Genomic DNA, 22542 nt, shown 5'->3' on the forward strand with positions numbered 1-22542 from the left:
GCGGTGCTCGGCCGCCACCCCCTCCCCCTTTATCCGGCCGGAACGGGTTCCTGTTCGGCCTGGTGCGGCGCGCTTGAGCGCCGGATGTCCCTGATCCCGGTCAGCGAGACCACCACGCCCAGCGCCGCGATGCCCGCGACGACCGCGAGCGCGGGCGTGTAGCCCGCCAGCAGCTCGGCGGGCGTGGTGACCGCCCCCTCGGCCGCCTCGTTCGCCGTGATCACCGCGGTGACGACGGCGAGGCCGATGGCCCCGCCGACCTGGAGAGAGGTGTTGATCAGCCCGCCCGCGAGCCCCTGCTCGTGGGCGGCGACCCCCGCTGTGGCCTGGATGTTCAGCGAGGTGAAGCACAGCGCGCAGCTCACCCCGAGCAGCACCATGCACGGCAGCACCACGCCGAGCACGTTGGGCGTCACGTCGGCGTTGACGAAGAACGCGTAGGCCACCACCAGCGAGCCGAACCCGGTCAGGATCAGCCGGGCGGTGCCGAAGCGGCTGACCACGGCGTCCATCTTGGTCGAGCTCGCCAGCACGATCACCGCGGCGGGCAGGAACGCCAGCGCGGTTTGCAGCGCGGTCCAGCCCAGCAGCCGCTGCATGTACTGCATGACCACGAACTGGAAGCCGACGTAGGAGCCGAAGAACACCATCGCCCCCAGGTTGGCCCGGACCAGCGGCCCGGACCGGAAGATGCCCAGCCGCACCAGCGGATGGCTGGTCCGCCGCTCGATCACCACGAACGCGGCCCCCAGCGCGACCGCGAGCCCGAACCCGACCAGCGTGGCCGCCGAGGCCCAGCCGACCTCGGGCGCCTGCACAATGGTGTAGACCAGCAGGAGCAGCGCCGCGGTCGAGGTGGTCGCCCCGGCGATGTCGTAGGAACTGCCGTCCCGGGCCGGTCGCCCGTCGTCGGGCACCAGCTTGATCGCGGCGACCAGGACCACGGCCGCGACCGGCGCGGGCAGCAGCAGCGGCCAGCGCCACCCGATCTCGGTGAGCAGCCCGCTGAAGACGAGGCCGAGGGAGAACCCGCTGGCCGCGCACACGGTGAGGATGCTCAGCGCCCGGTTGCGCGACGGCCCCTCGGCGAAGGTCGTCGTGATGATGGACAGCGCGGCGGGCGCGGTGAACGCGGCCGCCACCCCCTTGACGAACCGCGCCGCGATCAGCAACTCGGCGTTGTCCACCAGCCCGCCAAGCAACGACCCGATGGCGAACACCGCCAGAGCGGCCAACAGCACCCGGCGACGGCCCAGCAGGTCAGCGGCGCGCCCACCGAGCAGCAGCAGCCCGCCATAACCGAGCACGTACCCGCTGACCACCCACTGAAGCGCGGAAGTCGACATGCCCAGATCGTCCCGAATGGACGGAAGGGCGACGCCGACCATGGAAATGTCGAGAGCGTCGAGGAACAACGCGCCACACAGCACGATCAGCGTGCCCCACAGCCGTGGCCCCCAGCGCTGGTCGGAAGTTGAGGTTGTTGACGAAGAGTCGGTCACGAGCGCACTGTTTCATGCGTCTGCATCTAATGCAACCGAATCTAATTCGGTTGCATACACTTTGGGACGTTGGTAGGATCGCCGCCATGGTCGCCGAGGACGCTGACCTCCCCCTGGTCCAAGGCTGGCGGGAGCTGCTGACAGTGCACGCCCGCACCTGGTGCGCACTGGACCGCGAACTCGCGCGCCACGGGTTGAGCGCCAGCGAGTTCGAGATCCTGGACCGTTTGGTGGAGGCAGAGGGGGCGGACGCCCGTGTCCAGGACTTGGCGGCAGCCGCTCATTTGAGCCAGAGCGCGGTGTCCCGGCTCATCGGCCGGTTGGAGCGGGACGGGCTGGTTGCCCGTGCGATGTGCGTGCAGGACCGCAGGGGGATTCAGGTCTGCCTGACCCCGGCTGGTCATGCGCGGCACGCGGAAGCGCTCTCTACTCACCGGGCTGTGCTGGCGGAGATGATGACCGCTCCTGATCCTGGGCCGCCGCAGTAGCTTCGCGGGCTCTTGTGGGCTCTCGTGGGGTTGCTCGATGGGGTGGAGTGGTTTCTTCGGGGCCCCTACGAAGGAAGATCCCGTCGCGGGGAAAGACGGGTGGGGAGCCTTCGGCCCCACGACCACGGTGAGTTTGGGGATCTTCCTTCACCCCCGAAGAAACCACTCCGCCCCATCGAGCACCTGGCGAGCCTCGGTGCGGCCTGGCAGGTGCTCGGGTTCGCTGCTTGGCCGAAACGAGCACCTGGGCGGGGTGGGGCTTGGTTGGTAGGTAGGGGTGGGTTTAGCGCTTGAGGCCGACGCCGCGTAGACGCCTTCGGTGGTGTCGGTGGGGGCGTCTGGGTCCGGGTGCCATTGGGGGGCGCTGACCAGGCCGGGTTCCACGAGGTCGAAGCCCTCGAACAGGGGAAGCACCGCGTCGTAGGGGCGGAAGTACATGGGGTCGCGGCTGTTCTTCATCGCCTCGACTACCCCCGCCATCTCGGTGGGTTTGTGGTCGGCGGTGAGGTGGGACAGGGCGAGCAGGCTGCCCGGGGGCAGGGCGTCGCGGTAGCGGGCGATGATGTCCGCTGGGTGGCGTTCGTCGGGGACGAAGTGGAAGACGGCGACCATCAGCAGGCCGATGGGCTGTGTGAAGTCCAGGAACTCGGTGACCGCCGGGCTCAGCACGGTTTCGGGCTTGCAGAGGTCCGCCGCGACGACGGTGGCGTTGTCGTTGTTCTGGAGGATCAGTTTGCCGTGGGCCACGGCCACCTCGTCATAGTCGACGTAGACGACTCGGCTGTCCGGTCGGCGGCGTGGGCGATTTCGTGGACGTTGCCGGTGGTGGGGATGTCGGAGCCGAGGTCGAGGAACTGGCGCACGCCTTGGCCGATCATGTATTGCAGGCGCGGCGCAGGAAGGCGCGGTTGGAGGTGGCGACTTTCCGGCCGTCCGGCAGCACTTGGAGCACGCGTTCGCCGACGGCGCGGCCTACGGGGAAGTCGTGGTAGCCGCCGAGTAGCCAGTCGTACACCCGGGCCGCGCTCGGCACCTCGGTGTTGACGTCCTCCGGGACCCAGGGCGCCTGCTCGGCCATCGCTCGACTCCACGTTCGACCCTCGACTCGGGGCGAAAGCCTAACGCAGGGGGCGGTCAGGGTTGGGCCGCGATGGCGTCCTCTCGCCAGATCCGCTTGACCTCGTCGATCACTGTCTGGCGCAGCACCTCGACCACCTTGGGGATGAAGTTGCCCTCGGCGGTGTCGGTCACCCAGGGGTCCATGGTGGTGGAGATGATGTAGTCGATGGACTGGCTTGGGTCGTCCTCGACGCCGAGGCGGGCGCGGAGCCTGCCCATGTACTCGTCCTTGTAGACGCGGGGGTCGAAGGTGGACCCGGTGACGATCATCGGCGGCACGGGTTTGCCGTTGGGCGGGGTGATCGAGTCGGCGGGGGCCATGCTCAGGGTGGCGAAGACACGGGAGTTGAGCTTGTTCATCTTGGCGATGCTGGTGTTGAGCCGGGTCTTCTTCTCGTCGGCGTAGAAGTTGAACGCGTAGGCGATGATCACCTGGTCCGACCCCAGGTCGCGGAAGAACACGCAGAACTTCCGCTGCTTCGGGTCGTCCAGCTTCGCGTAGATCTCTTCGTTGGTGGCGCCGATGATCTCGTCGCGGATGTACCGCAAGTCGTTGTGGATGGCCACTTTGTCGCCGGGGTGCTTCTTCTCCGCGGGCAGCCGCTGGCAGGGGACGACGATGAACGGGTCGTCCGGCTGCGCCATCGTGACCACCTGGGCGTAGAGGCGCTTGCTGTTGAACAGCGTCTGCCCCAGAATCCGCCCGTAGCCGCGCTGGTCGGGGGCGATCACCCGGTGGCTGAGGTACACCCCGGCCGCCGCGGCGCCCGGCTTGGAGCCCTCCACGCCGTAGAAGCCGACGCTGGTGTCGACTTCCTCGTCGTGCGCCACATACGGCGGGCTGAACGCCACCAGGTTCCGCTGCGCCTTGTTGCGGTAGCAGAGACCGCCCGCGGGGTAAGGGATGTAGCCTGCCTTGTGCGGGTCGATCGTGATGGAGTCGGTCTCTCCCAACGCGTTGTACTGCTCGTTGACGTACGGGCTCATCGACAGGTCCGGGGTGAACCGGATCTGCCCGGCCGCGGCGGGAATGGCGCTTTCCCGTTTGATGGAAGCGAAGTAGCCGCCCCAGGCGGCGTCGGCGTGGATGACGTAGGAGAAGTTGCGGCGCTGGTACTCCCTGCGCATCGCGATCATCTTCGCCAGCGGGTCGACCGAACTCTGCTCGGTGTTTCCCAGGACCGCCACGGCCATCAGCACCGGCCGCTGCTCGGTTTCGCAGGTGTCCAACCAGGACCGCAGGTGGCTGGCCTTGGCCCTGGCGTCGAGGTCGACCTCGATCGGGATGAGGTTGTGCTGGCCGATCCCCAGCAGCGCGGCGGCTTTGGGCCACGAGTAGTGCATGGTGATCGGCGCGAACACCGCTGGCTCGCCGATGTCGCCGCCCAGGTGCTCGCGGGCGAACTTCTCGTAGCCCAGTTTTTGCAGCGAGTGCTCGTTGATGGCCGCCAGCGCCTCGACCGGGACGCCGTAATCCTCCACTATGCGCGAGGGCAGCGCGAGCGCGTCGTCCACCGTCAGGTTCAGCAACTCCCACGGTGTCAACCGCGAAATCCGCTTGCTGGTGACGCCGTCGGCGAGGGTGACGGTGAGGTTGCGGGCTTTCGCCAGCGCGGGTTCGTGCTCCAGCGCGGCGGCCACGGCGATCGGGTAGTACTTGAGGTTGCGCGCCGACCACAGCGCCTCGATGTTGGCGACCGAGCCGTCGCAGGTGATGTGCCCCCACGGCCGTGGCGTGGTCTCGGCGAGGATGTCGTAGCCGAGCATCCGGCACAGGTCGTCGCCGACGGCCTTCTCCAGCAGGGTCGTCACCGGGGAGGCCTCGGCGGCGACGTTGTTGGGGTTGTAGAGCATCCCGGCGAAGTAGCCGACGATCGCGGGCAGCGTCACGTCCCAGTTCATGTGGGACTGGTAGCGGTAGCTGAAGAAGGGAACCGAGCCGCGCAGCGCGTTCAGCAGCTTCTCGGTTTCCTCGGAGAGCACTTCGACGCTGTTCTTGTATTCCTGCGAGTTCTTGATCTCCGGGGTGACGTAGGCGGGATCGCCGGGATAAAAGGACTTCCGGTCCTTGCAGTGCGATTCCAGCGCCCGGTTCAGTAGTTGCCCGAACAGCTCCTGGTTCTCCGCGAGCGGCCCGAGGAACCAGGCGCCGAGTGTGTCGCTGCCCTCGGCGGTCTCCAGGTCGAAGTCGCCGTAGAGGTCGACGAGCCGGTCGCGGTATTCGGGGGCTTTGCTGCTGCTCTCGTCCGCCCTGCCGGTGATCTCGTCCATCATCGCGTTTCTCCTCGGAAAAAGGGTAGAAAGCGTGCGCGGCGACCTCGTTCGGCGAACGTAACAGCGGGCCGCTCGCGGTGACCAGGGCACGGCCGCGCTACCGCACCATCGGGTGGTCCGCGCGGTGAAGGGTGGACTTTCCGGCGCCAGGAGCCCCGGCCCGGTCAGTAGATCGAGACCCGGGTGCCGACGGTGAGCTGGCCGTAGGTCTCGTCGACGCTGCGGTCGGTCATCCGCACGCAGCCGTTGCTGTCCGGGAACGCGCGCACCGGCTCGCCGCCGTGGAAGGCGATGCCGTCGTAGCCGAGGTAGGACGGCCGCCACATCGGCCCCAGCGGCGCGTGCCGCCAGCCGTCGATCTTGCGGGTGACGGTGAACTCGCCGGTCGGGGTGTGCTTGCCGGGGGCGTCGCGGCCGGTGGAGACGTCGTAGACCCGGCCGACGACGCCGTCATGGACGAAGTACGCGACCTGGCGGGCGAGGTCGACCTCGACGTGGAAACCGGGCGCGGCGGTGCGGGCGGTCGGGGGGCTGGGAGCGCGCAGCGCGGCCAGGGTGGCCGCGTCGGCGACGCCGGTGCGGGGCAGGCCGTGCACCTTCTGGAACGCGATGACGCCGTGCGCGGTCTCGTCGTCGTAGGCGCCGGGTGTGCCGATCTGGTAGCCGAGCCCGCGCAGGGCAGCCTGCAGCGCCACGACCCGCACCCCGGTGGCCCCGGCCCGCAGCGGCGTCGCGGCCGCGGGCTCCAGCGGCAGGTGAGCGGTCGGCTGGTCAGCGGTCGGAGGGGCCTGGACCAGGGCGGCGGCCGCCATGGCGCCCGGAACCGGCGCGTCGGCCGGTGGGCGCAGCCGCGCCCACGCCGTCGCGCCGCTCGCGCCGACCGCGACCGCGCTGAGTCCGGCGATGACCGCGCGTCTGCTCCGCATTCCCCCGCGCACCCTCAAGTCCCGTTCCCGATGAGCCTGTCGTCCCTGGCGAACCACCAGTTTACCGGCGGTCTCGGCTGGTCGGCGTCACCGGGGCGCGGCGAGGACGCCGTCGAGCAGACCCGGGAACAGGGCGTTGAGGTCGTCGCGGCGCAGCGTGGTGATCCGGCTGGTGCCTTCCGGGCGGATGCGGACCACGCCCGCCTCCCGCAGGATGCGCAGGTGGTGGGTGCGGGTGGACTTGCTGATCGGCAGGTCGATGGAGCCGCAGGCCACGCCGGTGTCGAGCCGGGCCAGCTCGCGGACCATGTGCAGCCGCATCGGGTCGGCGAGGGCGGCCAGCACCGCCTCGATGCGGATTTCCGCGCGCTCCGGATGCGGGAGGTCTTGGCCCATCGTCACATAGTAGGAGCTTGACTGGTTCGACGAACACCGTAGTACGGTCAACGTCGTACTACGGTCGGCGTCGTACCGGCTTGTCGATCATGCCAACTGTCTGAGGGGGACGGCATGTCATCACGCACCTACCTGCTCGCCGCGGGCGCGTTCACGGTGGGCACCAGCGGTTACATCATCTCGGGCGTGCTGCCCGCGGTGAGCCAGGAGCTGAGCGTCTCGACCGCGACCGCGGGCCAGCTGGTCACCGCGTTCGCCATCGCCTACGCGATCGCGTCCCCGCTGCTGGCAGCGGCCACCGGGCGGTGGGAGCGCAGGCGGCTGCTCGTGGCGGCGCTGCTGGTCAGCGCCCTGGGCAACGCGCTGGCCGCGGTGGCCCCGACCTACGAGCTGCTGCTGGCCGCCCGGGTGCTCAGCGCGCTGGGCGCTGCGGTGTTCACCCCGGTGGCGACCGGGGTGGCCGCGCTGCTCAGCCCGCCGGAGCGGCGCGGCCGGGCGGTCGCGGTGGTCTTCGGCGGCCTCACCGTCGCGCTGATCCTCGGTGTCCCCGCGGGCAACCTGCTCGGCGGCAAGATCGGCTATCAGGGTGTGTTCGCGCTGGTAGCGGCCCTGTCCGCGGTGGCGGCGGCGGCTGTGTGGGCGGGCGTGCCGACCGTGGCCGCGCCCCCGGCTGCCACCGTGCGCGAGCGGGTCGCGGTCCTGGCCGACCGACAGGTGCGGCTGGTGCTCGGGATGACCGTGCTGGGCGTGCTCGCCGCGTTCAGCGTGTTCACCTACATCGCCCCGCTGCTGTCGGCCACCGCGTCCGTGGACGGCACGACCCTGAGCCTGCTGCTGCTCGTCTACGGCGTCGGCGGCGCGGTCGGCAACTCGGTCGGCGGCCGGGCCACCGACCGGTACGGCAGCCGGACGCCGATGCTGGTCACCTTCAGCATGTGCGTCGTGGTCCTGGCGACGCTGCCGCTGACGATGGGCACCGTGGGCGGCGCGGCCGTCGCGCTGTTCGCCTGGGGGCTGCTCACCTGGTCGGTCAACCCGCCGATCCAGAAGTGGCTGATCGACATCGCCCCGGCCAACAGCAACCTGCTCCTGTCCCTCAACGCCTCGGCGATCTACCTCGGCGTCGGGCTCTCCGGCGTCTTCGGCGGCCTGGTGATCAGCCTCTGGGGCATCCTGGCGCTGGCCCCGGTCGCGGCCGCGGTCGGCGCGGTCGCCCTGGCGATGCTGGTGACCTCCGGCAGGCCGCCGGAGCAGGCCCCGGCGGCCGAGCCCGCGGCGGCGCTCGCGGCCAAGGGATAGTTGTCGGCCCCTGCCGATAGAGTCGCCATGCGGTCACCGACGGTGGTGGCCGCGGGAGTCCGGGGAGGTCGGAGTTGGCGTTCGAGATCGTGACCGCGAGCGTGGCGGACATGGCTCGCCTGATCGAGTGGGCCGACGACGAGGACTGGAACCCCGGGACGGCCGACCCGCAGGCGTTCCACCCGGCCGACCCGGGCGGTTTCCTGTTCGGCGTCCTCGACGGCGTGCCGGTGGCGTCGATCTCCGCGGTGCGCTACGGGGCCGACTTCGGGTTCATCGGGTTCTACCTGGCGCGGCCCGAGGTGCGCGGGCAGGGATACGGGATTCAGCTGTGGCGCGCGGGCATGGCCCGCCTCGCCGGACGCAACGTGGGCCTCGACGGCGTGGTCGACCAGCAGGACAACTACCGCAAGTCCGGCTTCCGCAAGGCGTGGAACAACGTCCGCTACCAGGGCGTGCCGTCCGTTGTGGACGTTCCGGACGGCGTGACCCTGGTGGATGCTCGGACCCTCCCGTTCGACGTGCTCGCCGCCTACGACCGCCGGTTCTTCCCCGCCCCGCGCGACGCCTTCCTGGCCGCCTGGCTCGGCCTGCCCGGCCGCACGGCCCTGGCCGCCGTGGCCGACGGCGAACTCCTTGGCCTCGGCGTCCTGCGGGCCGCCAGCGTCGCCGCGCGCGTCGGCCCGCTCTACGCCGCGTCCGACGAGGTCGCGGCGGCGCTGGTGACCGCCCTGGCCGAGACCGTCCCGGGCGCGCCGATCGCGGTCGACGTGCCCGACGTCAACAAGCCCTCGGTGCGCCTGATGGAGCGGCTCGGGCTGGCGCCGTCGTTCGAGGCCGCCCGGATGTACACCGGAGCGGACCCGGAGGTGGACCTGCCGCACATCTTCGCCGTGACCAGCCTCGAACTCGGCTAGAAGGCTGGTCGAGGCGCCGTGCGGGATGCCGAAAACCGCTCGACCAGCCCTGCCTGAGCGCGGAAGATGGACCCCGGAAACCAGGGGGTCTGGGGAAATGAAGAAACACTTCGCGTTCATCGCGCTGCCCGCGGCAGGCCACATCAACCCGACGCTGCCGCTCGTCGAAGAGTTGCGCGGCCGGGGACACCGGGTCACCTACGCCGTCAACGAGCATTTCGCCGACGCGGTCGAGGCAGCGGGCGCCGAGCCGTTCGTTGTGGACTGGCGGCTGCCACCGGTCACCGCGGACGCGGGGCGGACCACCGAGCAGCTGGCCGAGATGCTGATGGGGTTCCTCACCGGCGTCAAGCGCGTCCTGCCCGACCTGGACCGCTGGGTGGCCGAGGACATCCCGGACGCCATCTGCTACGACATGATGACGTTGCCCGGCAGGCTGCTCGCCACCAGGTACGGGGTGCCGGAAGTGGCCACGGTGGCCAACTTCGCGGGCAACGAGTCGTTCGACCTGGGTTCCCTGCTGACCCCGCCGGACTTCGACCCCACTCACCCGAAGTTCGCCGAGTACCTGGCCGAGATCGCCAAGATCATGGCCGACTACGGCCTGTCCTTCGGTGAGGAGCGGATCACCGGGGGCATGGTCGCCCCGCTGAACCTGGTCTTCATCCCCCGCGAGTTCCAGATCCGGGGGGACACCTTCGATGACCGCTTCCGCTTCATCGGCCCCTCGGTCGGCTCCCGCGCGACCGGATCGCAGTGGCGTCCACCCGCTGACGGCTCCCCGGTGCTGTTCGTCTCGCTGGGCACGGTGTTCAACGACCGAGCCGACTTCTTCACCCTGTGCGCCAAGGCTTTCGCAGGAACCCGTTGGCACGTCGCGATGGCCGTCGGCGACCGAGTGGACCCATCGGCACTCGGCGAGATCCCACCGAACTTCGATGTCCGTCCCCGCTTCCCCCAACCGGCCGTGCTCGACCACGCCACCGCGTTCCTGTCCCACACGGGCATGAACTCCACCATGGAGGCCCTGCTCAACCAGGTCCCCTTGGCCGCCGTCCCCCAAACCCCGGAACAAACCGCCAACGCCCGCCGCGTCGAGGAACTGGGCCTGGGCAGACTCATCGACACCGAAGCCCTCACCCCCGACGCACTCCGCGCGGCGGTGGAGGAAGTCGCCGAGGACCAGAACATCCGCGCAGCCCTGGCAGCCATGGCCAAGCACCTGCACGCGGCGGGCGGCCCCACCGCCGGAGCCGACGCCCTGGAGACCTACCTGGCGACCACCCCACCCGACGAGTGACCACCCGCGCCCTGGCGTCACCACCCAGTGATGACGCCAGGGCAGACAACCTCAGGCGCTCGGCGTCAACAGCGTGTCCAACACGCCACCCTTCACATCACCGATGAGGTCGGAGAGCTGCCCCAGGCTCATCTGGATGCGCTGCCCAAAGTCATCAGTGATGACAACGCGCTTCTCCTCAGGCGCGTCCGGGTCGATCCACAACTCAGGGCAACCACAGTCGCACTGCCCACAGAACGTCGCGATATGCCGCATACCGTTGGTGTCAATCACAGTGACCGTCCCAGGTGAGAAGGTGTCAATCGGATCATCTGGACAGTGGTCGCCCCCCACCCCGAAAAAGTTCCCAACGCTCGCCCGGAACGCACACCTGCCCACCTGCCAAACCGAACCAGCGCCTGCCAGGTGCTCGATGGGGTAGAGCAGCGAACTCGCCTTCCTGCCAACCGCACCCATCGAGCCGACCCACGAGAGCCGGCGCCGAACGAGCCAGAACGAGTCAGCGAACGAACCGGACAGCAGGCAACCGACTGGCCACCCGAGACACAGCGGACTCCAGCGGCGGCACCACCAACGGCCCCACCACAGCCGTCCCCATCGCGGCTCCCACTCCCGCCCAGGCCACCGGCCCCAACGGCGTGCACCCGAAGAACTGGCTCAGCCCAGGCGTCTGCACCACGGCGAACAGCGCCGCCGCCGACCCCACCGTCGTCACCAGCACCAGCGGGCTCCGCTGCCGCCCCATCAGCGTCTGCACCAACTGCGACCCGACCAGTCCGCACAGCGCCATCGTGCTGGTCCGCCGCGCGGTCCCCGGTGTGCTGGTGCCGATCAGCCACGCCGTGCTCGCGCCGAGGCCGGTGGTGATGCCGCGTTGGCGGATCTGCCGGGTGAGCGGCCCGTCGAGCACGGTTGTGCCGACCGGGGTGTGCTCGTCGCCGTTGGTGGCTGAAGCGGGCGTGACCGCGACCGCCATCGCCGGGAACATGTCGGTGAGCAGGTTGACCAGCAGCAGCTGCCGTGTCGAGAACGGGGAGGCGCCCGCCAGCAGCGTGCCCAGCACGGTGAACCCGACCTCGCCCGCGTTGCCGCCGATCAGGATGCTGATGGCGTCGGCGACGCTGCGCCACAGCGCCCGGCCTTCCTCGACCGCGCCGACCAGCGCCGTGAGGTCTTCATCGGTCAACACAACGTCGGCGGCGTTGCGCGCCGCAGCCGATCCACGGGCCGCGATGCCGATGCCCACGTCCGCCGCCCGGATGGCGGCCGCGTCGTTCGCGCCGTCGCCGACCATGGCGACCACCCGCCCCGAGGCCCGCAGCGCCTCGACCACCTGGAGTTTCTGCTCCGGGGCGACCCTGGCCACGACCCCAGCGTCGTGCAGCAGCCGCGCGCCGCCCTCGCGGTCGAGGGAGGCGAGTTCGTCGCCGGTGACGACGAGGGTGTCTTCTGGCCAGCCGAGGCCGATGGCGATGGCCCGCGCGGTCTCCGGGTGGTCGCCGGTGAGCACGACCGGGTTGACCCCGGCCGCGCGCAGCCGCCGCACCAGGGGCGCTGCGCTGGGTCGGGCGGTGTCGGCGAGGGCGATCAGGCCCTGGTACTCCAGTCCGCCCAGCGGCTCGTCCACCGCGTCAGCAGCGTTTTCCCGATCGATGCGGCGGCGCGCGACGGCCAGCACCCGCAGGCCGTCCGAGGCCAGGATCGCGACCAGGTCGGCGATGTCGGCGGGCGCGTCGGCGCAGGCCGGGAGCACGACCTCCGGCGCGCCCTTGACCGCGAGCAGCGCGGCGTCGCCGACGAACCCGGCGGCGGCGGCGTAGCCGCGGCTGGCCTCGAACGGCAGGCCCGCGACCAGCGTCCAGTCCGGGTCGGCTGGCGCGGCGCGCAGGGTGGCCTCGTCGGTGGCGTGCGCGTGCTTGCCCGCGTCGGTCGGCTGCTGCGGGCAGGCGCGGGCCGCGAGGGTGAGGACGCCTGCCGCCTCGGACCGGTCGGCGGCGAAGACCTCGCCCTCGGCGGTGACCGCGCGGATCACGGTGAGCTTGTTCTCGGTGAGCGTGCCGGTCTTGTCGAAGCACATCGTGTCGACCCGGCCCAGCGCCTCCAGCGTCCGCGCCGTGCGCACCAGGATGCCGTGCCTGCTCAGCCGCCGCGCCGCTGCCATCTGCGCGACGGTGGCCACCAGCGGCAGCCCCTCGGGCACCGCGGCGACGGTGACCGCGACCCCGCCGCCGATGGCCTCCCGGATCGGCCGCCCGTGCAGCAGCGCCAGCCCGGTCACCGCGGCGCCGCCGATGATGGTCAGCGGCAGCGCCTTCTTGGTCAGCTCGCCCAGCCGCGCCTGCACCCCGGCCGAGGGCGGGGTCCGCGAGGCCAGCGCGACCGCGCGCCCGGTCTCGGTGTCCTTCCCGGTGTCCACGACCACGGCCCGCGCGTTCCCGGCGACCACGGTGGTGCCCTCGAACACCATGTTGTGCCGGTCGGCGATGGCAGCCGCCGAGGTCGCGGCGAGTTCCTTGGTCACCGGCAGCGACTCCCCGGTCAGCGCGGACTCGTCCACCTCGAGGTCGTGCAGCGCCAGCAGCCGGGCGTCGGCCGGGACGACGTCGCCGCCGCGGAGGTCGATCACCTGTCCCGGGACGAGGTCGTCGGCGTCGATCACCTCGACGGTCTCGTTCGCGCCGGTCCCGCCGTCGCTCCCGGGGCGGCGCACCAAGCGCGCCTGCTGCCGCTGGCCCGCGGCGAGCGCGGCGAGCGCGTGCTCGGCCCGCAGCCGCTGCGCGCCGCCGACGAACGCGTTGACCCCCATGACCCCGATCACGAGTATCGCGTCCACAGTGGACCCGAGGACGGCCGAGGCGGCCGCGCCGACGGCGAGCACCGGGGTGAGCGGGTCGCTGAGCTCGGTGCGCACCGCGTCGGCCAGCCGCAGCGTCACGGTCACCGGCTTGGCCCCGGGCAGCCGCGCCAGCCGCGCGCCGAGGTGGCGGCCCTGCGCGGCCAGCCCGGTCGCGGCCTGCCGGTGCCGCCAGGCCTGCTCGCGCACCCGGGTCAGCACCTCGTCCGCGGCCAGCGCGTGCCAGGGCACCCGGGGCCGGGGGATCGGCGCGGTCTCCGCGCCGGTGCTCGCGGCCAGCCCCCACCCCGACAGCAGCGCGACACCGGCGGCTAGGTCGACCGGGCTGACCATGGACAGCGGCGAGAACAGCCTACCCCACCGCCGCTGCTGGTTGGTGACGACCAGCAGGCCCGACAGCGCGGCCCCGGCCTTGGCCAGGGTGACCGCGTGCTCACCAGCGGCCCGCGCCGCCGGAATCGCGCGCAGCAGCCGCCACACCCCGACGAGCCCGTCCGCGCACAGCAGGTCGGCCGACCAGAGCACGGCGCTGTCCTGGTCGGCCAGGCACACCGAGAGGTCGCCCCCCAGCACCCCGTCCAGCACGTCCTCATCGAGCGCGTGGTGATCAGTCCCTTGTCCAGTGCCCGCGTCCTCGGCCGCCGCGTGATCGGCTGGTGTCTCGCCCGCCGTCCCGTGGTCGGCCGCGCTTTCGCCGTCCCACCTGGCCCTGGAGCCGTTGCCGTTCTGGATGCCGCCCGGCCGGGCGAGGGTGAGCACGACGTGGCCGTCCGCGCGCAGCGCGTCGAGGACCTCGACCATGGACCGGTCCGCGCCGATCGTCTCGTCGGCGGCCCCGACGCACGCTCCGGCGACCCCGTTCTCCATGACCACGACCCGCAGCCCGGCCTGGCCTGCCGCGTCGAGGACCGCGTCGGCGACCGGGTCGGGCTCGTGGCCGACCAGGACCGTGCCGACCTCGCGCCCCTCGGCCGAGGCGATCATCAGCCCGGTCGTCTGCTCGGCGTTGTCGGCCACCGGGCGCAACTCGACGCCCGCGTCGGCGCGCCCGGCCAGGGCGGCCTCGGCCGCCTGCCACAGCCTGCCGTCGGCCCACTCCGGCTCGTGCGGGTTGGCCTCGCACACCATGCGCCGGTCCAGGTGCAGCGCGCCCGCGTGCACCAGGAGCGTGTCCACGGTCTGCAGCGTCCGCAGCCGGTCGGGGGAGCGCACCAGCACGCCGTCGCGGGCCAGGACCTGCCCCAGGACGGAGGCGAAGGCGGTCCAGCCGAAGCGGGCGGGGCGCGGCGACCCGGCCAGGACCGCGTTGGCCGCCTCGGTCACGCTCCGGTTGACGACCCCGGTGGCGATCGCGCCCACCACGCCGCCCGCGGACGCCTTGGCCGCGTAGTCGGTCACCGGGTCGGACGGCGCGGGCCGGGGGACCGCGCGGCGCTCGACGCTTTCCCGCTCCGGCACGCACAGCGTGTCGTGCGCCCGCTCGAACGCGTGCACCCTGGCCACCGCGTCGAACAGTTGGCCCGCCCGCAGCGAGGTGTCGAGCAGCACGTCCGTCGGCGACTGGCCGAACCCGTTCACCGCCGCGCTCGCCGCGGCCAGGACGACCTCGGTGTTGCCCGCGCCGAGTTTGTCGCACAGCAGCGCCCGCAGCCGGGGGTCTTCCCGCGCGACCGTCAGCGCGGCGGCCGCGGGCCGCGGCGGGCGGCGCAGCCAGAACATCCGGCCGGTCAGCGCGGCGGTCAGGCCCGCCGTGGCCAGCGCGAGGGCGATGGCCGACGTCCTGATCTCGGCGAGGTCGCCGGGGTGGGCGCGCGGCTCGGGGTCGGCGACCGCCAGCCCGTGCCGCTGGGCCAGTTCGGACACCTCGTCGGCCACCCGGTCGCCCGCGGCGTCCTCCGCGACCCGCACGACCAGCCGGGCGAGCCCGCCGTCCCAGTAGGCGCTGAGGACGTCCGGGTGGTCGAGCACGGCGGCGACGGCCCGCGCGATCGGCTCCCGCGCCCGCTCCGGCGGCTCGCCGGGCAGGCTCAGCGGCACGTGCACCAGGCTGCCCGTCTGCCACCGCCGGTCGCGCCGGGTCAGGGCGTCGCGCACCAGGCGTCCGGTGACCGCCGCGGCTTCCCGGCCCGCTCTGCTCCCGGTGACGGCGACCCGCCGCCCCAGTCCGACGGCCTCGTCGGCGACGCTGAGCGCGGTGCTCGTCGCCTCCCCGGCCGCCCGCAGGGCGCGGGCGGGGGCCGCCAACGCCAGTCCGAGCAACGGCAGTCCTGTAACGCCTTTGAGCACCATGTGGACCTTTCATATGTCCGAACCGGCCAACGCCCTTTGAGGGCGGGTCATACCCAGTCCAGGCCCGGGTCTCCCGGACCGCATGTCGATTCACTCAAAGGAGGCCTAGAGGGCACTCACAGTTAACCCGCCGTCCGTTGTCATCGCAGCGGCGCCGGGTGATCCTCGGCTTGCCCGAATGGCCCACTCCGCTGTGAGAGCAGGACCATGTTCGAGTTGATCCGCGAGCAGACCGGTCACGGCGGGACGCGCCCGGTGCTCCTTGTGCACACCCAGCCCCTGCTGCGGCTGCTGGTCCCGGTTCTGCGCCACGCCGAGCCGGTGCTGTCCGCCGCGGTCGGCGGGTCGATTCCGGCGCAGGTCGCGGTCAAGATCCTGTTCTGGAGCATCCGGGCCTGAGGCGCTACTCCTGGGCGGAGTCCAGGAGCGTGACCCTGCCGAGGGTGCCGTCGACCCGCACCCGGTCGCCGGTGGCGAGCCGGGTGGTGGCGTCGCCGCAGCCCACCACGGCGGGAATGCCCAGCTCGCGGGCGACGATGGCGGCGTGCGAGAGCGGGGCGCCGATGTCGGTGACCACGGCGGCGGCGCGGGGGAACAGCGGGGTCCAGCCGATGTTGGTCACCGCGGTCACCAGGATCTCCCCAGGCAGCAGCGCCGCGCCCTCGGCCGCGGTCGACACCACGCGGGCGGCGCCCTCGACCACGCCAGCGGCCCCCGGCGACCCGGTGATGTCGGCGCTGTCAGCGCTGTCGCTTTCCAGCGGCTTGTGCGCACCGGTCTCGTCGTAAAGGTCGGTGCGCCGGTCCGGGTTCGCCGCCCAGGTTTCCGGGTCGAACCGGCCGCGGATCAGCGTCGGGTACGCGGGCAGCGCGCTGTAGCGCCGGTAGGCCGCGCGCCGGGCGGGGACCGCGGCCAGCGGGGCGGTGTCGCCGTCGAGGACGGCCACGATCTCGTCCACATCCAGGAAGAACACGTCCGCGCCGTGCCCGGTCAGCTCGCCCGCGCGCACCGCGAACGCCCGCAGCACCCAGAACGTGCGGACCATCTCCGAGCGGGCCAGCTCCCGGCGGCGGGCGGCGACGGCGGCCCGGTCGACGCGGCGGCGCAGCCGTCGCGCCGCGCGCGGGTGGGCCTGCCGCAGCCGCCGCCACGCTTCCGCCCGGACGGCGGCCTGCTTGCGCAGCAGGTCCTCCGGGTCCGGCCCCGGGGCGTGCGGCTGCCGGTCGAGCCAGGCCGGGTCTTCGCCTGGCCGGGGCACGGACAGCTCGAACTCGTCGGCGCAGCGGTGCCCCCAGGCGCGCGCGTAGGCGTCCCGGTCGATCTCGCCGCGCCGCAGCCGGGCGAGCCCGATGACCGGGCCCAGGCTTTCCAGCGCCGCTCCGGACTCCTCGTGCAGGCCGGTCATGAGCGTGGTCGCGTCGGCTTCCCCGGCCGCCTTCACCAGGGCGGCCCGCACCCGCTCCGGCCCGCCCTGCCGCGCGCCCGACTCCAGAATCCGACAGGTCACCCGCAGCAGGTCGGCCACATCCGACCGCCACAGCGCGGCCAGGGCTTCCGGCGACTCGGCCGCCCCGATGCGCTCGCGCAGTTCCTGGCACCGGCCCGGAGTCTCGGCGAGCAGCGCGGGCAGCCGCCGCCGGTAGGTCACCGTCTGCCGCAGCGCGAGCCCGGCCAGCGACACCGCCGAGCGCAGCAGCGCGGGCCGCGACATCGGCAGCGGCGGAACAGCCACGCTGTCGGGGATGCGGCCGAGAAGCTGCTCGCCCTGGCGCCGCGCGAACCCGCCCAGGCCGAGCGCGTTCGCCACCCCGAAGGACACGCTCAGGTTGAGGTAGAACCGGCCGCCGATGTTGCCCGAGACCGGGTGCCCGCCCACCGCGGGCATCGCCAGGGCCCGCGCGACGGACCAGGTGGCGGGCGTCATCACGCTCGGGATGGCCTCGCCGAGGTTCGCGCACGTCCACAGGTAGTCCCCGGCGAGGCTGTCGTTCCACACCTCGGCGGTGTCCTCGTCCGACAGGTTCGTGATGGGCCGCGCCTGCACGATGGCGAACTCGTCCCCGCTCAGGGTCCACTCGACGTCCATCGGCCCGCTGTAGAGGTCGTGGATTCGCTCTCCGAGTCCCGCCAGCTCCGCGGCCCGCGCCTGGTCGAGCACCGGCGCCCGGCGCAGCCGCTCGGGGGTCGCCTCGGTGGCGGTGCCCTCGGGGGTGCGCACGGTCATGACCGCCTTGTCGCTGACCTCGCGGCGCTTCTCCGTCCGGCTGCCGTGGGCCAGGACGTAGGTGTCGGGGGTGACCTCCCCGCCCACGACGGCCTCGCCGAGCCCCCAGGCCGCGTTGATCACGGACTCGCCGCGGGCCCCGGTGAGCGGGTTCGCGGTGAACAGGACCCCGGCCGCGTCGGCGGGCACCAGCCGCTGCACCACCACGGCCAGCGCCACGTCCTCGGGCGCGATGCCGTTGCGGGACCGGTAGCCGATCGCCCGCGCCGTCCACAGCGACGCCCAGCACCGCTTCACCGCGGCCAGCAGGGCATCCGCGCCGGTGACGCCGAGGAACGTGTCGTGCTGCCCGGCGAACGACAGGTCCGGCAGGTCCTCCGTGGTCGCCGACGAGCGCACCGCGACCACGCCGCCGCCCAGCGCCGTGTAGGCGGCCAGCACGGCCTCGGCGGTGTCGGACGGCAGGTCCCGGCGGGCGAACCCCTCGGCGATCGCCGCCGCCGCGCCGTCTTCGTCGGTTTCCCGCAGCGCGGCGGCGATCTCCTGGTCCAGGCCAGCGGAGACGAAGGCGCGGTAGGCGCGGGTGGTGACGTGGAACCCGGGCGGGACCGGCAGCCCGGCGCGGGCCAGCCGCGCCAGCGACGCCCCTTTGCCGCCGACCGCGGCGATCTCGGCGTCGGCGTCGAGCGGGAGCACCAGTGCGGTGTCGTTCATGGAACCAGTGTTCCGCATTCGACCGCCGCCCGTATGGGCTTTGACGTTGCCGCTAATGGGGGGGCGGCAGGGGGAACAGACCCCTGTGCCGATGTCTGGATCATGATTCTCACTCGGTCGTGGGACCCCCGTGCGATGGCTGCGGGCAACGAACACCCGGTGCTACTTTCAGTGTGCGCGCGCACACGAGCCGTGACACGGCCCGCGCGGGGTTTCGCTCGCGCGCTTTCTGATCCTGACGACGAGAGACAGGACACTCATGCCCGAAGAACCTGGCGCCTACGCCACCGCCAACGGCATTCGCCTGTGGTATCGCGACGAGGGCGACCCGGACGGCGAGCCGCTGCTGCTGATCATGGGCCTGAACTCCCAGCTGATCGCCTGGCCGGACGACTTCGTCGCCGCCCTCGGCGACCGCGGCTACCGGGTGATCCGCTTCGACAACCGCGACAGCGGCCTGTCGGACAAGATCGAGTCGACCGCGGCGGACGCCGAGCCGCTCGCCCCCGCCTACTACCTCAGGGACATGGCCGACGACGCCGTCGGCCTGCTCGACTACCTCGACATCGACCAGGCGCACGTGGTCGGCGCGTCGATGGGCGGGATGATCGCCCAGCTGGTCGCCGTCAACCACGCCGACCGGGTGCGCAGCCTCTGCTCGATCATGAGCACCACCGGCGCGCCGCTGGTCGGCCTGCCGACCTTCGCGGCCGCCCTGGCGCTGCTCGCGCCCGTTCCGACCGAGCCCGAGGCGGCCATCGAGCACATCGCCAAGGTGTACGACGTCATCGGCTCGCGCACCCACCGGGAAACCGAGTCGGAACGCCGCCGTCAGCTGGCGCGGGCTTCCTACGAGCGGATGAACTATCCCGCGGGTGCCCGGCGGCAGGTCGCCGCGATCGCCCACGCGGGCAACCGCACCGCCGACCTGGAGAAGCTGACCATGCCCGTCCTCGTCGTCCACGGCGGCGAGGACGCCCTGATCACCGTCAGCGGCGGCCGGGCCACGCACAAGGCCATCCAGCACTCCACCTACCTCGAACTCGACACCATGGGCCATGACATGCCCAGCCCGCTGCGCGCGGAGATCGTCACCGCGATCGACGCCAACGCCAAGAAGGCCGCGGCCGCGCAGGCCGCCGTCTGACCACAGTGGACCGGCGCGGTCTTCTCCGGAAGGCCGCGTCGGTCCTTCATGCGGCCGCGAAGTCGGCGCGGTTGGCCGCGACCCAGTCCCGGAACGCGCGGGGCGGGCGGCCGGTGGCGCGTTCGACGGTGTTGTTGACCGGCGCGGGCACCCCGACGGCGGCGGCCTCGGCGGCCAGCAGCGTGCGCAGGACCGGCTCGGGCAGCCACGCCGGACGCCGCAGCACGGCCTGTTCCGGGGTCAGCGGGTCGATCGCGATGGGCCTGCCGAGCACATCGGCGACGACGGCGACGAGATCGCGCAGCCGCAGCGACGCCGGGCCGGTCAGCACCTGGATTCGGGCGCGGTGCGGGTCCCGGGTGAGCAGGTCGGCGGCCACCTCGGCGATGTCCGCAAGGCGTCTCGATAGCGGCCGTCGGTGAAGAACTCCTCCCGCAGCGTCCCCTCGACGGTGAATCCGGCCTTCCGGTAGATGTGGATCGCGCCGTGGTTCTCAGTGCTCACGATCAGGTAGACCTTGTGCAGGTTGAGCACCGCGAACGCGTAGTCGAGGGCCAGGCGGGTGGCGGTGGTGGCGTGTCCCTCCCCCTGCCTGCTGGGAGCGATCATGATCTGGAACTCGGCGCAGCGGTGGATGTAGTCGATCTCCACGAGTTCGACCACGCCGACCCGCTCCGGTCTGGGCCCGGACTCCGCGATCCCGTCGCCGCCGGTCGCCTCAGGCTCGCGGGCCTCGATGACGAACCGCCGTTCCCGCAGGTCGTGAATGTGGCGGTCGTAGATCTCGTGCAACTCCGCGAGCGAATCGAACGGCTCGTTGAACCAGTAGGACATGACCCGCGAGTCGTTGGACAGGCTGTGCGCAAACCGCAGGTCGTCGCGTTCCAATGCCCGCAGGCGGACACTCATCAGGGCACCTTCGCTGTTCCAGGTCGAGGCCAGGCAGGCTGCCCAATCTTCCACCGACAGGCCGAATCCGGCACCACACTCGCCCTGATCGAGCGACGGGCAGGCGTGCCGATAGACCCGGCATGGCTCGCTACGTTTACCGGATCGCGGCAGGTCTTAACGCAGCTGAAATCAGATTCACACTTTTCGTTATCGCGGCTTATCAGTCGCGATAACGCCCGGATATGTTGCGGATTTCGCACGCGCGGGGCCCGCTCGTGGTGAGCGGGCCCCGCGCGTGGGGCCTGCGGCGGTCAGTCGCGTTTGGTGGCGAGGCCGGGGCCCAGGATCTTGCGGGCGATGCGGCGCGGCAGCGACTTGCGCGGGCGCGGGCGGGCCGCGGCGGCCTGCGGCGCGGGGGTCTGCGGCGTGGGGGTCCGGACGGCGGGCTGGGCCGCCTGCTGGGCAGGGGGGCCGGGCGGCGGGGAGTCCTGGATGGCGGGGAATTGGACCGTGGGGCGGTCCGCGGTGGCGAAGGCATCGGTGGCGAGGGCATCGGGCGCGGTGGCGGGGGAGCTGGTCGTCACGGGCCCGATCTTGCCATCCGTCCCGGGGCGATCGCGCACCCACCGTGTGTGAGCCGTCACCCAGAAGGGGTGATGATGGTGACGCCTGAACCGGGTGCGGCTCCCATCGCGGTGAGCGCGGCGGGGACCGCGTCCAGGCCGATCGTCGCGGTGATCGCCAGCTCCGGCCGCAGCACCCCGGCGGCCACCAGGGCGATCAGCTCCGGGTAGGCGTGCGCGGGCATCCCATGGCTGCCGAGCAGGGCGAGCTCGTAGGCGACGACCCGGCCCATCGGCACCGGCGGGTCGCTCGGCAGCAGGCCGACCTGGACGTGCCTGCCGCGTCTGCGCAGGCAGCGGACCGAAGCGGCGCAGGTCGCCGGGCTGCCCAGCGTGTCGAGGGACACGTGCGCCCCGCCGCCGGTCGCCTCGACGACGGCCGTGACCGGGTCGACGGCCGAGGCGTCCACACACACCGCCGCGCCCAGTTCCGCGGCCAGATCGAGGGCGGTGGGGGAGACGTCCACCGCGACGACCCGCGCCCCCGCCACGGCTGCGACGGCGACCGCGGCGAGCCCGACCCCGCCGCACCCGTGCACCGCGACCCACTCGCCTGGCGCGACCCGGCCCTGCGCGGTCACCGCCCGAAACGCCGTCGCGACCCGGCACCCCAGCCCGGCCCCGGCGGCGAACGTGGTCTCCTCGGGCAGCCTGACCAGGTTGACCTCGGCGTGCTCGACGGTCACGTATTCGGCGAACGAGCCCCAATGGGTGAACCCCGGCTGGGTCTGCCGCTCGCACACCTGCTGGTCCCCGGCCGCGCACGCCGCGCACCGCCCGCAGGCGCAGACGAACGGCGCCGTCACCCGGTCGCCCACTCACCGGCCGCGCACGCGTGATCCGACCGCGGCCACCGTGCCCGCGAACTCGTGCCCCGGCACGTGCGGCAGCCGGATGTCCGGCTCGTGCCCGGCCCAGCCGTGCCAGTCGCTGCGGCACAGCCCGGTCGCCTCGACCCGGATCACCGCGCCGTGCTCGGTCGGCGCCGGGTCGGCCACCGTCATGACCCGCGGCTCACCGCCGAACTCGGCGTACACCACCGCCCGCACCGGCCACCCCCCTCAGCAGGCCCGCTTCGCCACCGGAGCCCGCGCGACCAGGACCCCGCCGCGCCGAATCCGTAGTAGGCCCCCAGCGCGATGGTGCGGTCGCGAAACGGCCCCGGGTCGGTGCGGGCCACCAAGTCCAGCATCTCCGGCACGTCCTCGGGCCCAAGCCGCACGCACTCGGGATCGACCGCGCCCCGCGCCTCCGTGCCGACCAGTTGCACCCCCGGCAGCCGCAGTTCGACCCCCCACCCCCGCGGCGGCGCGAAGTCGGGCCCGCCTATCTGCGCCACTTCCCCATGCCCGGCGAACTCCGCCACCACCTGCCACCCCGCCCCCACGGGCGCGGCGGCCAACCCGAAGAACGGCGCGACATCCCCCGGATACCGCACCACCTGCCCCTGCCACTCGGCGAGATGCGAGTGCGGCCCGGTCAACGCGGCCCAGACCGGATTGTCCAGCACGGAAACGGAAGCGGTCACCGCACGAAATCTACTGCCCCGCCATCCCGCGCCGAGGCGGTCGCGGGATGT

18 protein-coding genes and 2 pseudogenes are annotated in these 22542 nt (G+C 72.3%); 6 read left to right on the top strand and 14 right to left on the bottom strand.

The genetic code is table 11. The features are described from left to right. Nucleotides 1-29: 29 nt before the first annotated feature. Nucleotides 30-1502 (bottom strand): MFS transporter, encoded by a 1473-nt coding sequence (locus tag BLS56_RS20170; protein ID WP_091453285.1) that lies wholly within the window; start codon nt 1500-1502, stop codon nt 30-32. A gap of 86 nt (nt 1503-1588) precedes the next feature. Here BLS56_RS20170 and BLS56_RS20175 point away from each other — a divergent pair, with 86 nt between their 5' ends. Next, nucleotides 1589-1990 (top strand): MarR family winged helix-turn-helix transcriptional regulator, encoded by a 402-nt coding sequence (locus tag BLS56_RS20175; RefSeq protein ID WP_091453288.1) that lies wholly within the window; start codon nt 1589-1591, stop codon nt 1988-1990. Nucleotides 1991-2137: 147 nt separating this feature from the next. On the opposite strand, the pseudogene BLS56_RS20180 reads toward BLS56_RS20175, so the two are convergent. The 5 genes and pseudogenes from BLS56_RS20180 to BLS56_RS20195 all read right to left on the bottom strand — a co-directional run bounded on the left by BLS56_RS20180 (nt 2138) and on the right by BLS56_RS20195 (nt 6705). Continuing rightward, nucleotides 2138-2868 (bottom strand): annotated as a pseudogene (locus tag BLS56_RS20180) (SAM-dependent methyltransferase). Further along, nucleotides 2865-3068, bottom strand: coding sequence for an SAM-dependent methyltransferase (locus tag BLS56_RS32810; protein ID WP_267463931.1), 204 nt, complete (start codon nt 3066-3068; stop codon nt 2865-2867). Before BLS56_RS32810 ends, BLS56_RS20180 begins: the two are co-directional and overlap by 4 nt. A 56-nt stretch (nt 3069-3124) precedes the next feature. After that, entirely contained in the window at nt 3125-5383 is a 2259-nt protein-coding gene (locus tag BLS56_RS20185) for a pyridoxal phosphate-dependent decarboxylase family protein (protein ID WP_091453289.1), read from the bottom strand. Between the two features lie 164 nt (nt 5384-5547). Beyond that, complete coding sequence (locus BLS56_RS20190; RefSeq protein ID WP_091453292.1) at nt 5548-6309, bottom strand: L,D-transpeptidase family protein; 762 nt, start codon at nt 6307-6309, stop codon at nt 5548-5550. Between the two features lie 87 nt (nt 6310-6396). Further along, nucleotides 6397-6705: an ArsR/SmtB family transcription factor gene (locus BLS56_RS20195; RefSeq protein WP_091453294.1), complete on the bottom strand. Its 309-nt coding sequence runs from the start codon at nt 6703-6705 to the stop codon at nt 6397-6399. 114 nt (nt 6706-6819) lie between these two features. On the opposite strand from BLS56_RS20195, the gene BLS56_RS20200 reads away from it, so the two are divergent. From BLS56_RS20200 to BLS56_RS20210, 3 genes are all read left to right on the top strand, one after another. Then, a complete protein-coding gene (locus BLS56_RS20200) occupies nt 6820-8004 on the top strand; it encodes an MFS transporter (protein WP_091453296.1) in 1185 nt (394 codons plus the stop codon). A 74-nt stretch (nt 8005-8078) separates the two neighbouring features. Beyond that, a complete protein-coding gene (locus tag BLS56_RS20205; protein WP_228771793.1) occupies nt 8079-8921 on the top strand; it encodes a GNAT family N-acetyltransferase in 843 nt (280 codons plus the stop codon). A gap of 97 nt (nt 8922-9018) precedes the next feature. Continuing rightward, entirely contained in the window at nt 9019-10221 is a 1203-nt protein-coding gene (locus BLS56_RS20210) for a macrolide family glycosyltransferase (protein ID WP_091453299.1), read from the top strand. A 51-nt stretch (nt 10222-10272) separates the two neighbouring features. On the opposite strand, the gene BLS56_RS20215 is transcribed toward BLS56_RS20210, so the two are convergent. Both BLS56_RS20215 and BLS56_RS20220 read right to left on the bottom strand, forming a co-directional pair. Beyond that, nucleotides 10273-10494, bottom strand: a complete 222-nt coding sequence (locus BLS56_RS20215; protein ID WP_456049126.1) for a hypothetical protein — start codon at nt 10492-10494, stop codon at nt 10273-10275. Between the two features lie 226 nt (nt 10495-10720). Next, entirely contained in the window at nt 10721-15361 is a 4641-nt protein-coding gene (locus BLS56_RS20220) for a cation-translocating P-type ATPase (RefSeq protein ID WP_228771794.1), read from the bottom strand. Between the two features lie 210 nt (nt 15362-15571). Here BLS56_RS20220 and BLS56_RS20225 point away from each other — a divergent pair, with 210 nt between their 5' ends. Beyond that, on the top strand, nt 15572-15763 hold the full coding sequence (locus tag BLS56_RS20225) for a hypothetical protein (protein ID WP_091453304.1): 192 nt from the start codon (nt 15572-15574) through the stop codon (nt 15761-15763). A 4-nt stretch (nt 15764-15767) separates the two neighbouring features. On the opposite strand, the gene BLS56_RS20230 is transcribed toward BLS56_RS20225, so the two are convergent. Then, on the bottom strand, nt 15768-18302 hold the full coding sequence (locus BLS56_RS20230) for a PEP/pyruvate-binding domain-containing protein (protein WP_091453306.1): 2535 nt from the start codon (nt 18300-18302) through the stop codon (nt 15768-15770). A 259-nt stretch (nt 18303-18561) separates the two neighbouring features. On the opposite strand from BLS56_RS20230, the gene BLS56_RS20235 reads away from it, so the two are divergent. Beyond that, nucleotides 18562-19449, top strand: a complete 888-nt coding sequence (locus BLS56_RS20235; protein WP_091453309.1) for an alpha/beta fold hydrolase — start codon at nt 18562-18564, stop codon at nt 19447-19449. A gap of 46 nt (nt 19450-19495) precedes the next feature. On the opposite strand, the gene BLS56_RS20240 is transcribed toward BLS56_RS20235, so the two are convergent. The 5 genes and pseudogenes from BLS56_RS20240 to BLS56_RS20260 all read right to left on the bottom strand — a co-directional run bounded on the left by BLS56_RS20240 (nt 19496) and on the right by BLS56_RS20260 (nt 22491). Beyond that, nucleotides 19496-19828 carry a Rossmann-fold NAD(P)-binding domain-containing protein gene (locus BLS56_RS20240; RefSeq protein ID WP_091453311.1) on the bottom strand — a complete coding sequence of 111 codons (333 nt, stop codon included), beginning with the start codon at nt 19826-19828 and terminating at the stop codon, nt 19496-19498. Next, nucleotides 19774-20358: a GNAT family N-acetyltransferase gene (locus tag BLS56_RS20245; RefSeq protein WP_091453314.1), complete on the bottom strand. Its 585-nt coding sequence runs from the start codon at nt 20356-20358 to the stop codon at nt 19774-19776. The genes BLS56_RS20240 and BLS56_RS20245 overlap by 55 nt, the downstream gene beginning before the upstream one ends. Before the next feature lie 293 nt (nt 20359-20651). Continuing rightward, nucleotides 20652-20924, bottom strand: a complete 273-nt coding sequence (locus BLS56_RS20250; protein WP_091453316.1) for a hypothetical protein — start codon at nt 20922-20924, stop codon at nt 20652-20654. 56 nt (nt 20925-20980) lie between these two features. Further along, nucleotides 20981-22012: pseudogene (locus tag BLS56_RS20255) on the bottom strand (zinc-binding dehydrogenase). Then, nucleotides 21964-22491, bottom strand: a complete 528-nt coding sequence (locus BLS56_RS20260) for a hypothetical protein (RefSeq protein WP_139190840.1) — start codon at nt 22489-22491, stop codon at nt 21964-21966. Before BLS56_RS20260 ends, BLS56_RS20255 begins: the two are co-directional and overlap by 49 nt. Nucleotides 22492-22542 lie beyond the last annotated feature (51 nt).

The sequence above is a fragment of the Actinokineospora iranica genome, from assembly GCF_900101685.1.
Classification (GTDB): Bacteria; Actinomycetota; Actinomycetes; order Mycobacteriales; family Pseudonocardiaceae; genus Actinokineospora; species Actinokineospora iranica.

Bases quoted from the DNA above. Each gene is read 5' to 3' on its own strand.
- BLS56_RS32810 (WP_267463931.1), bottom strand. From the start codon at position 3,068: ATGGCCGAGCAGGCGCCCTGGGTCCCGGAGGACGTCAACACCGAGGTG.
- BLS56_RS20185 (WP_091453289.1), bottom strand. From the start codon at position 5,383: ATGATGGACGAGATCACCGGCAGGGCGGACGAGAGCAGCAGCAAAGCC.
- BLS56_RS20200 (WP_091453296.1), top strand. From the start codon at position 6,820: ATGTCATCACGCACCTACCTGCTCGCCGCGGGCGCGTTCACGGTGGGC.
- BLS56_RS20210 (WP_091453299.1), top strand. From the start codon at position 9,019: ATGAAGAAACACTTCGCGTTCATCGCGCTGCCCGCGGCAGGCCACATC.
- BLS56_RS20190 (WP_091453292.1), bottom strand. From the start codon at position 6,309: ATGCGGAGCAGACGCGCGGTCATCGCCGGACTCAGCGCGGTCGCGGTC.
- BLS56_RS20175 (WP_091453288.1), top strand. From the start codon at position 1,589: ATGGTCGCCGAGGACGCTGACCTCCCCCTGGTCCAAGGCTGGCGGGAG.
- BLS56_RS20230 (WP_091453306.1), bottom strand. From the start codon at position 18,302: ATGAACGACACCGCACTGGTGCTCCCGCTCGACGCCGACGCCGAGATC.
- BLS56_RS20195 (WP_091453294.1), bottom strand. From the start codon at position 6,705: ATGGGCCAAGACCTCCCGCATCCGGAGCGCGCGGAAATCCGCATCGAG.
- BLS56_RS20235 (WP_091453309.1), top strand. From the start codon at position 18,562: ATGCCCGAAGAACCTGGCGCCTACGCCACCGCCAACGGCATTCGCCTG.
- BLS56_RS20245 (WP_091453314.1), bottom strand. From the start codon at position 20,358: ATGAGTGTCCGCCTGCGGGCATTGGAACGCGACGACCTGCGGTTTGCG.
- BLS56_RS20225 (WP_091453304.1), top strand. From the start codon at position 15,572: ATGTTCGAGTTGATCCGCGAGCAGACCGGTCACGGCGGGACGCGCCCG.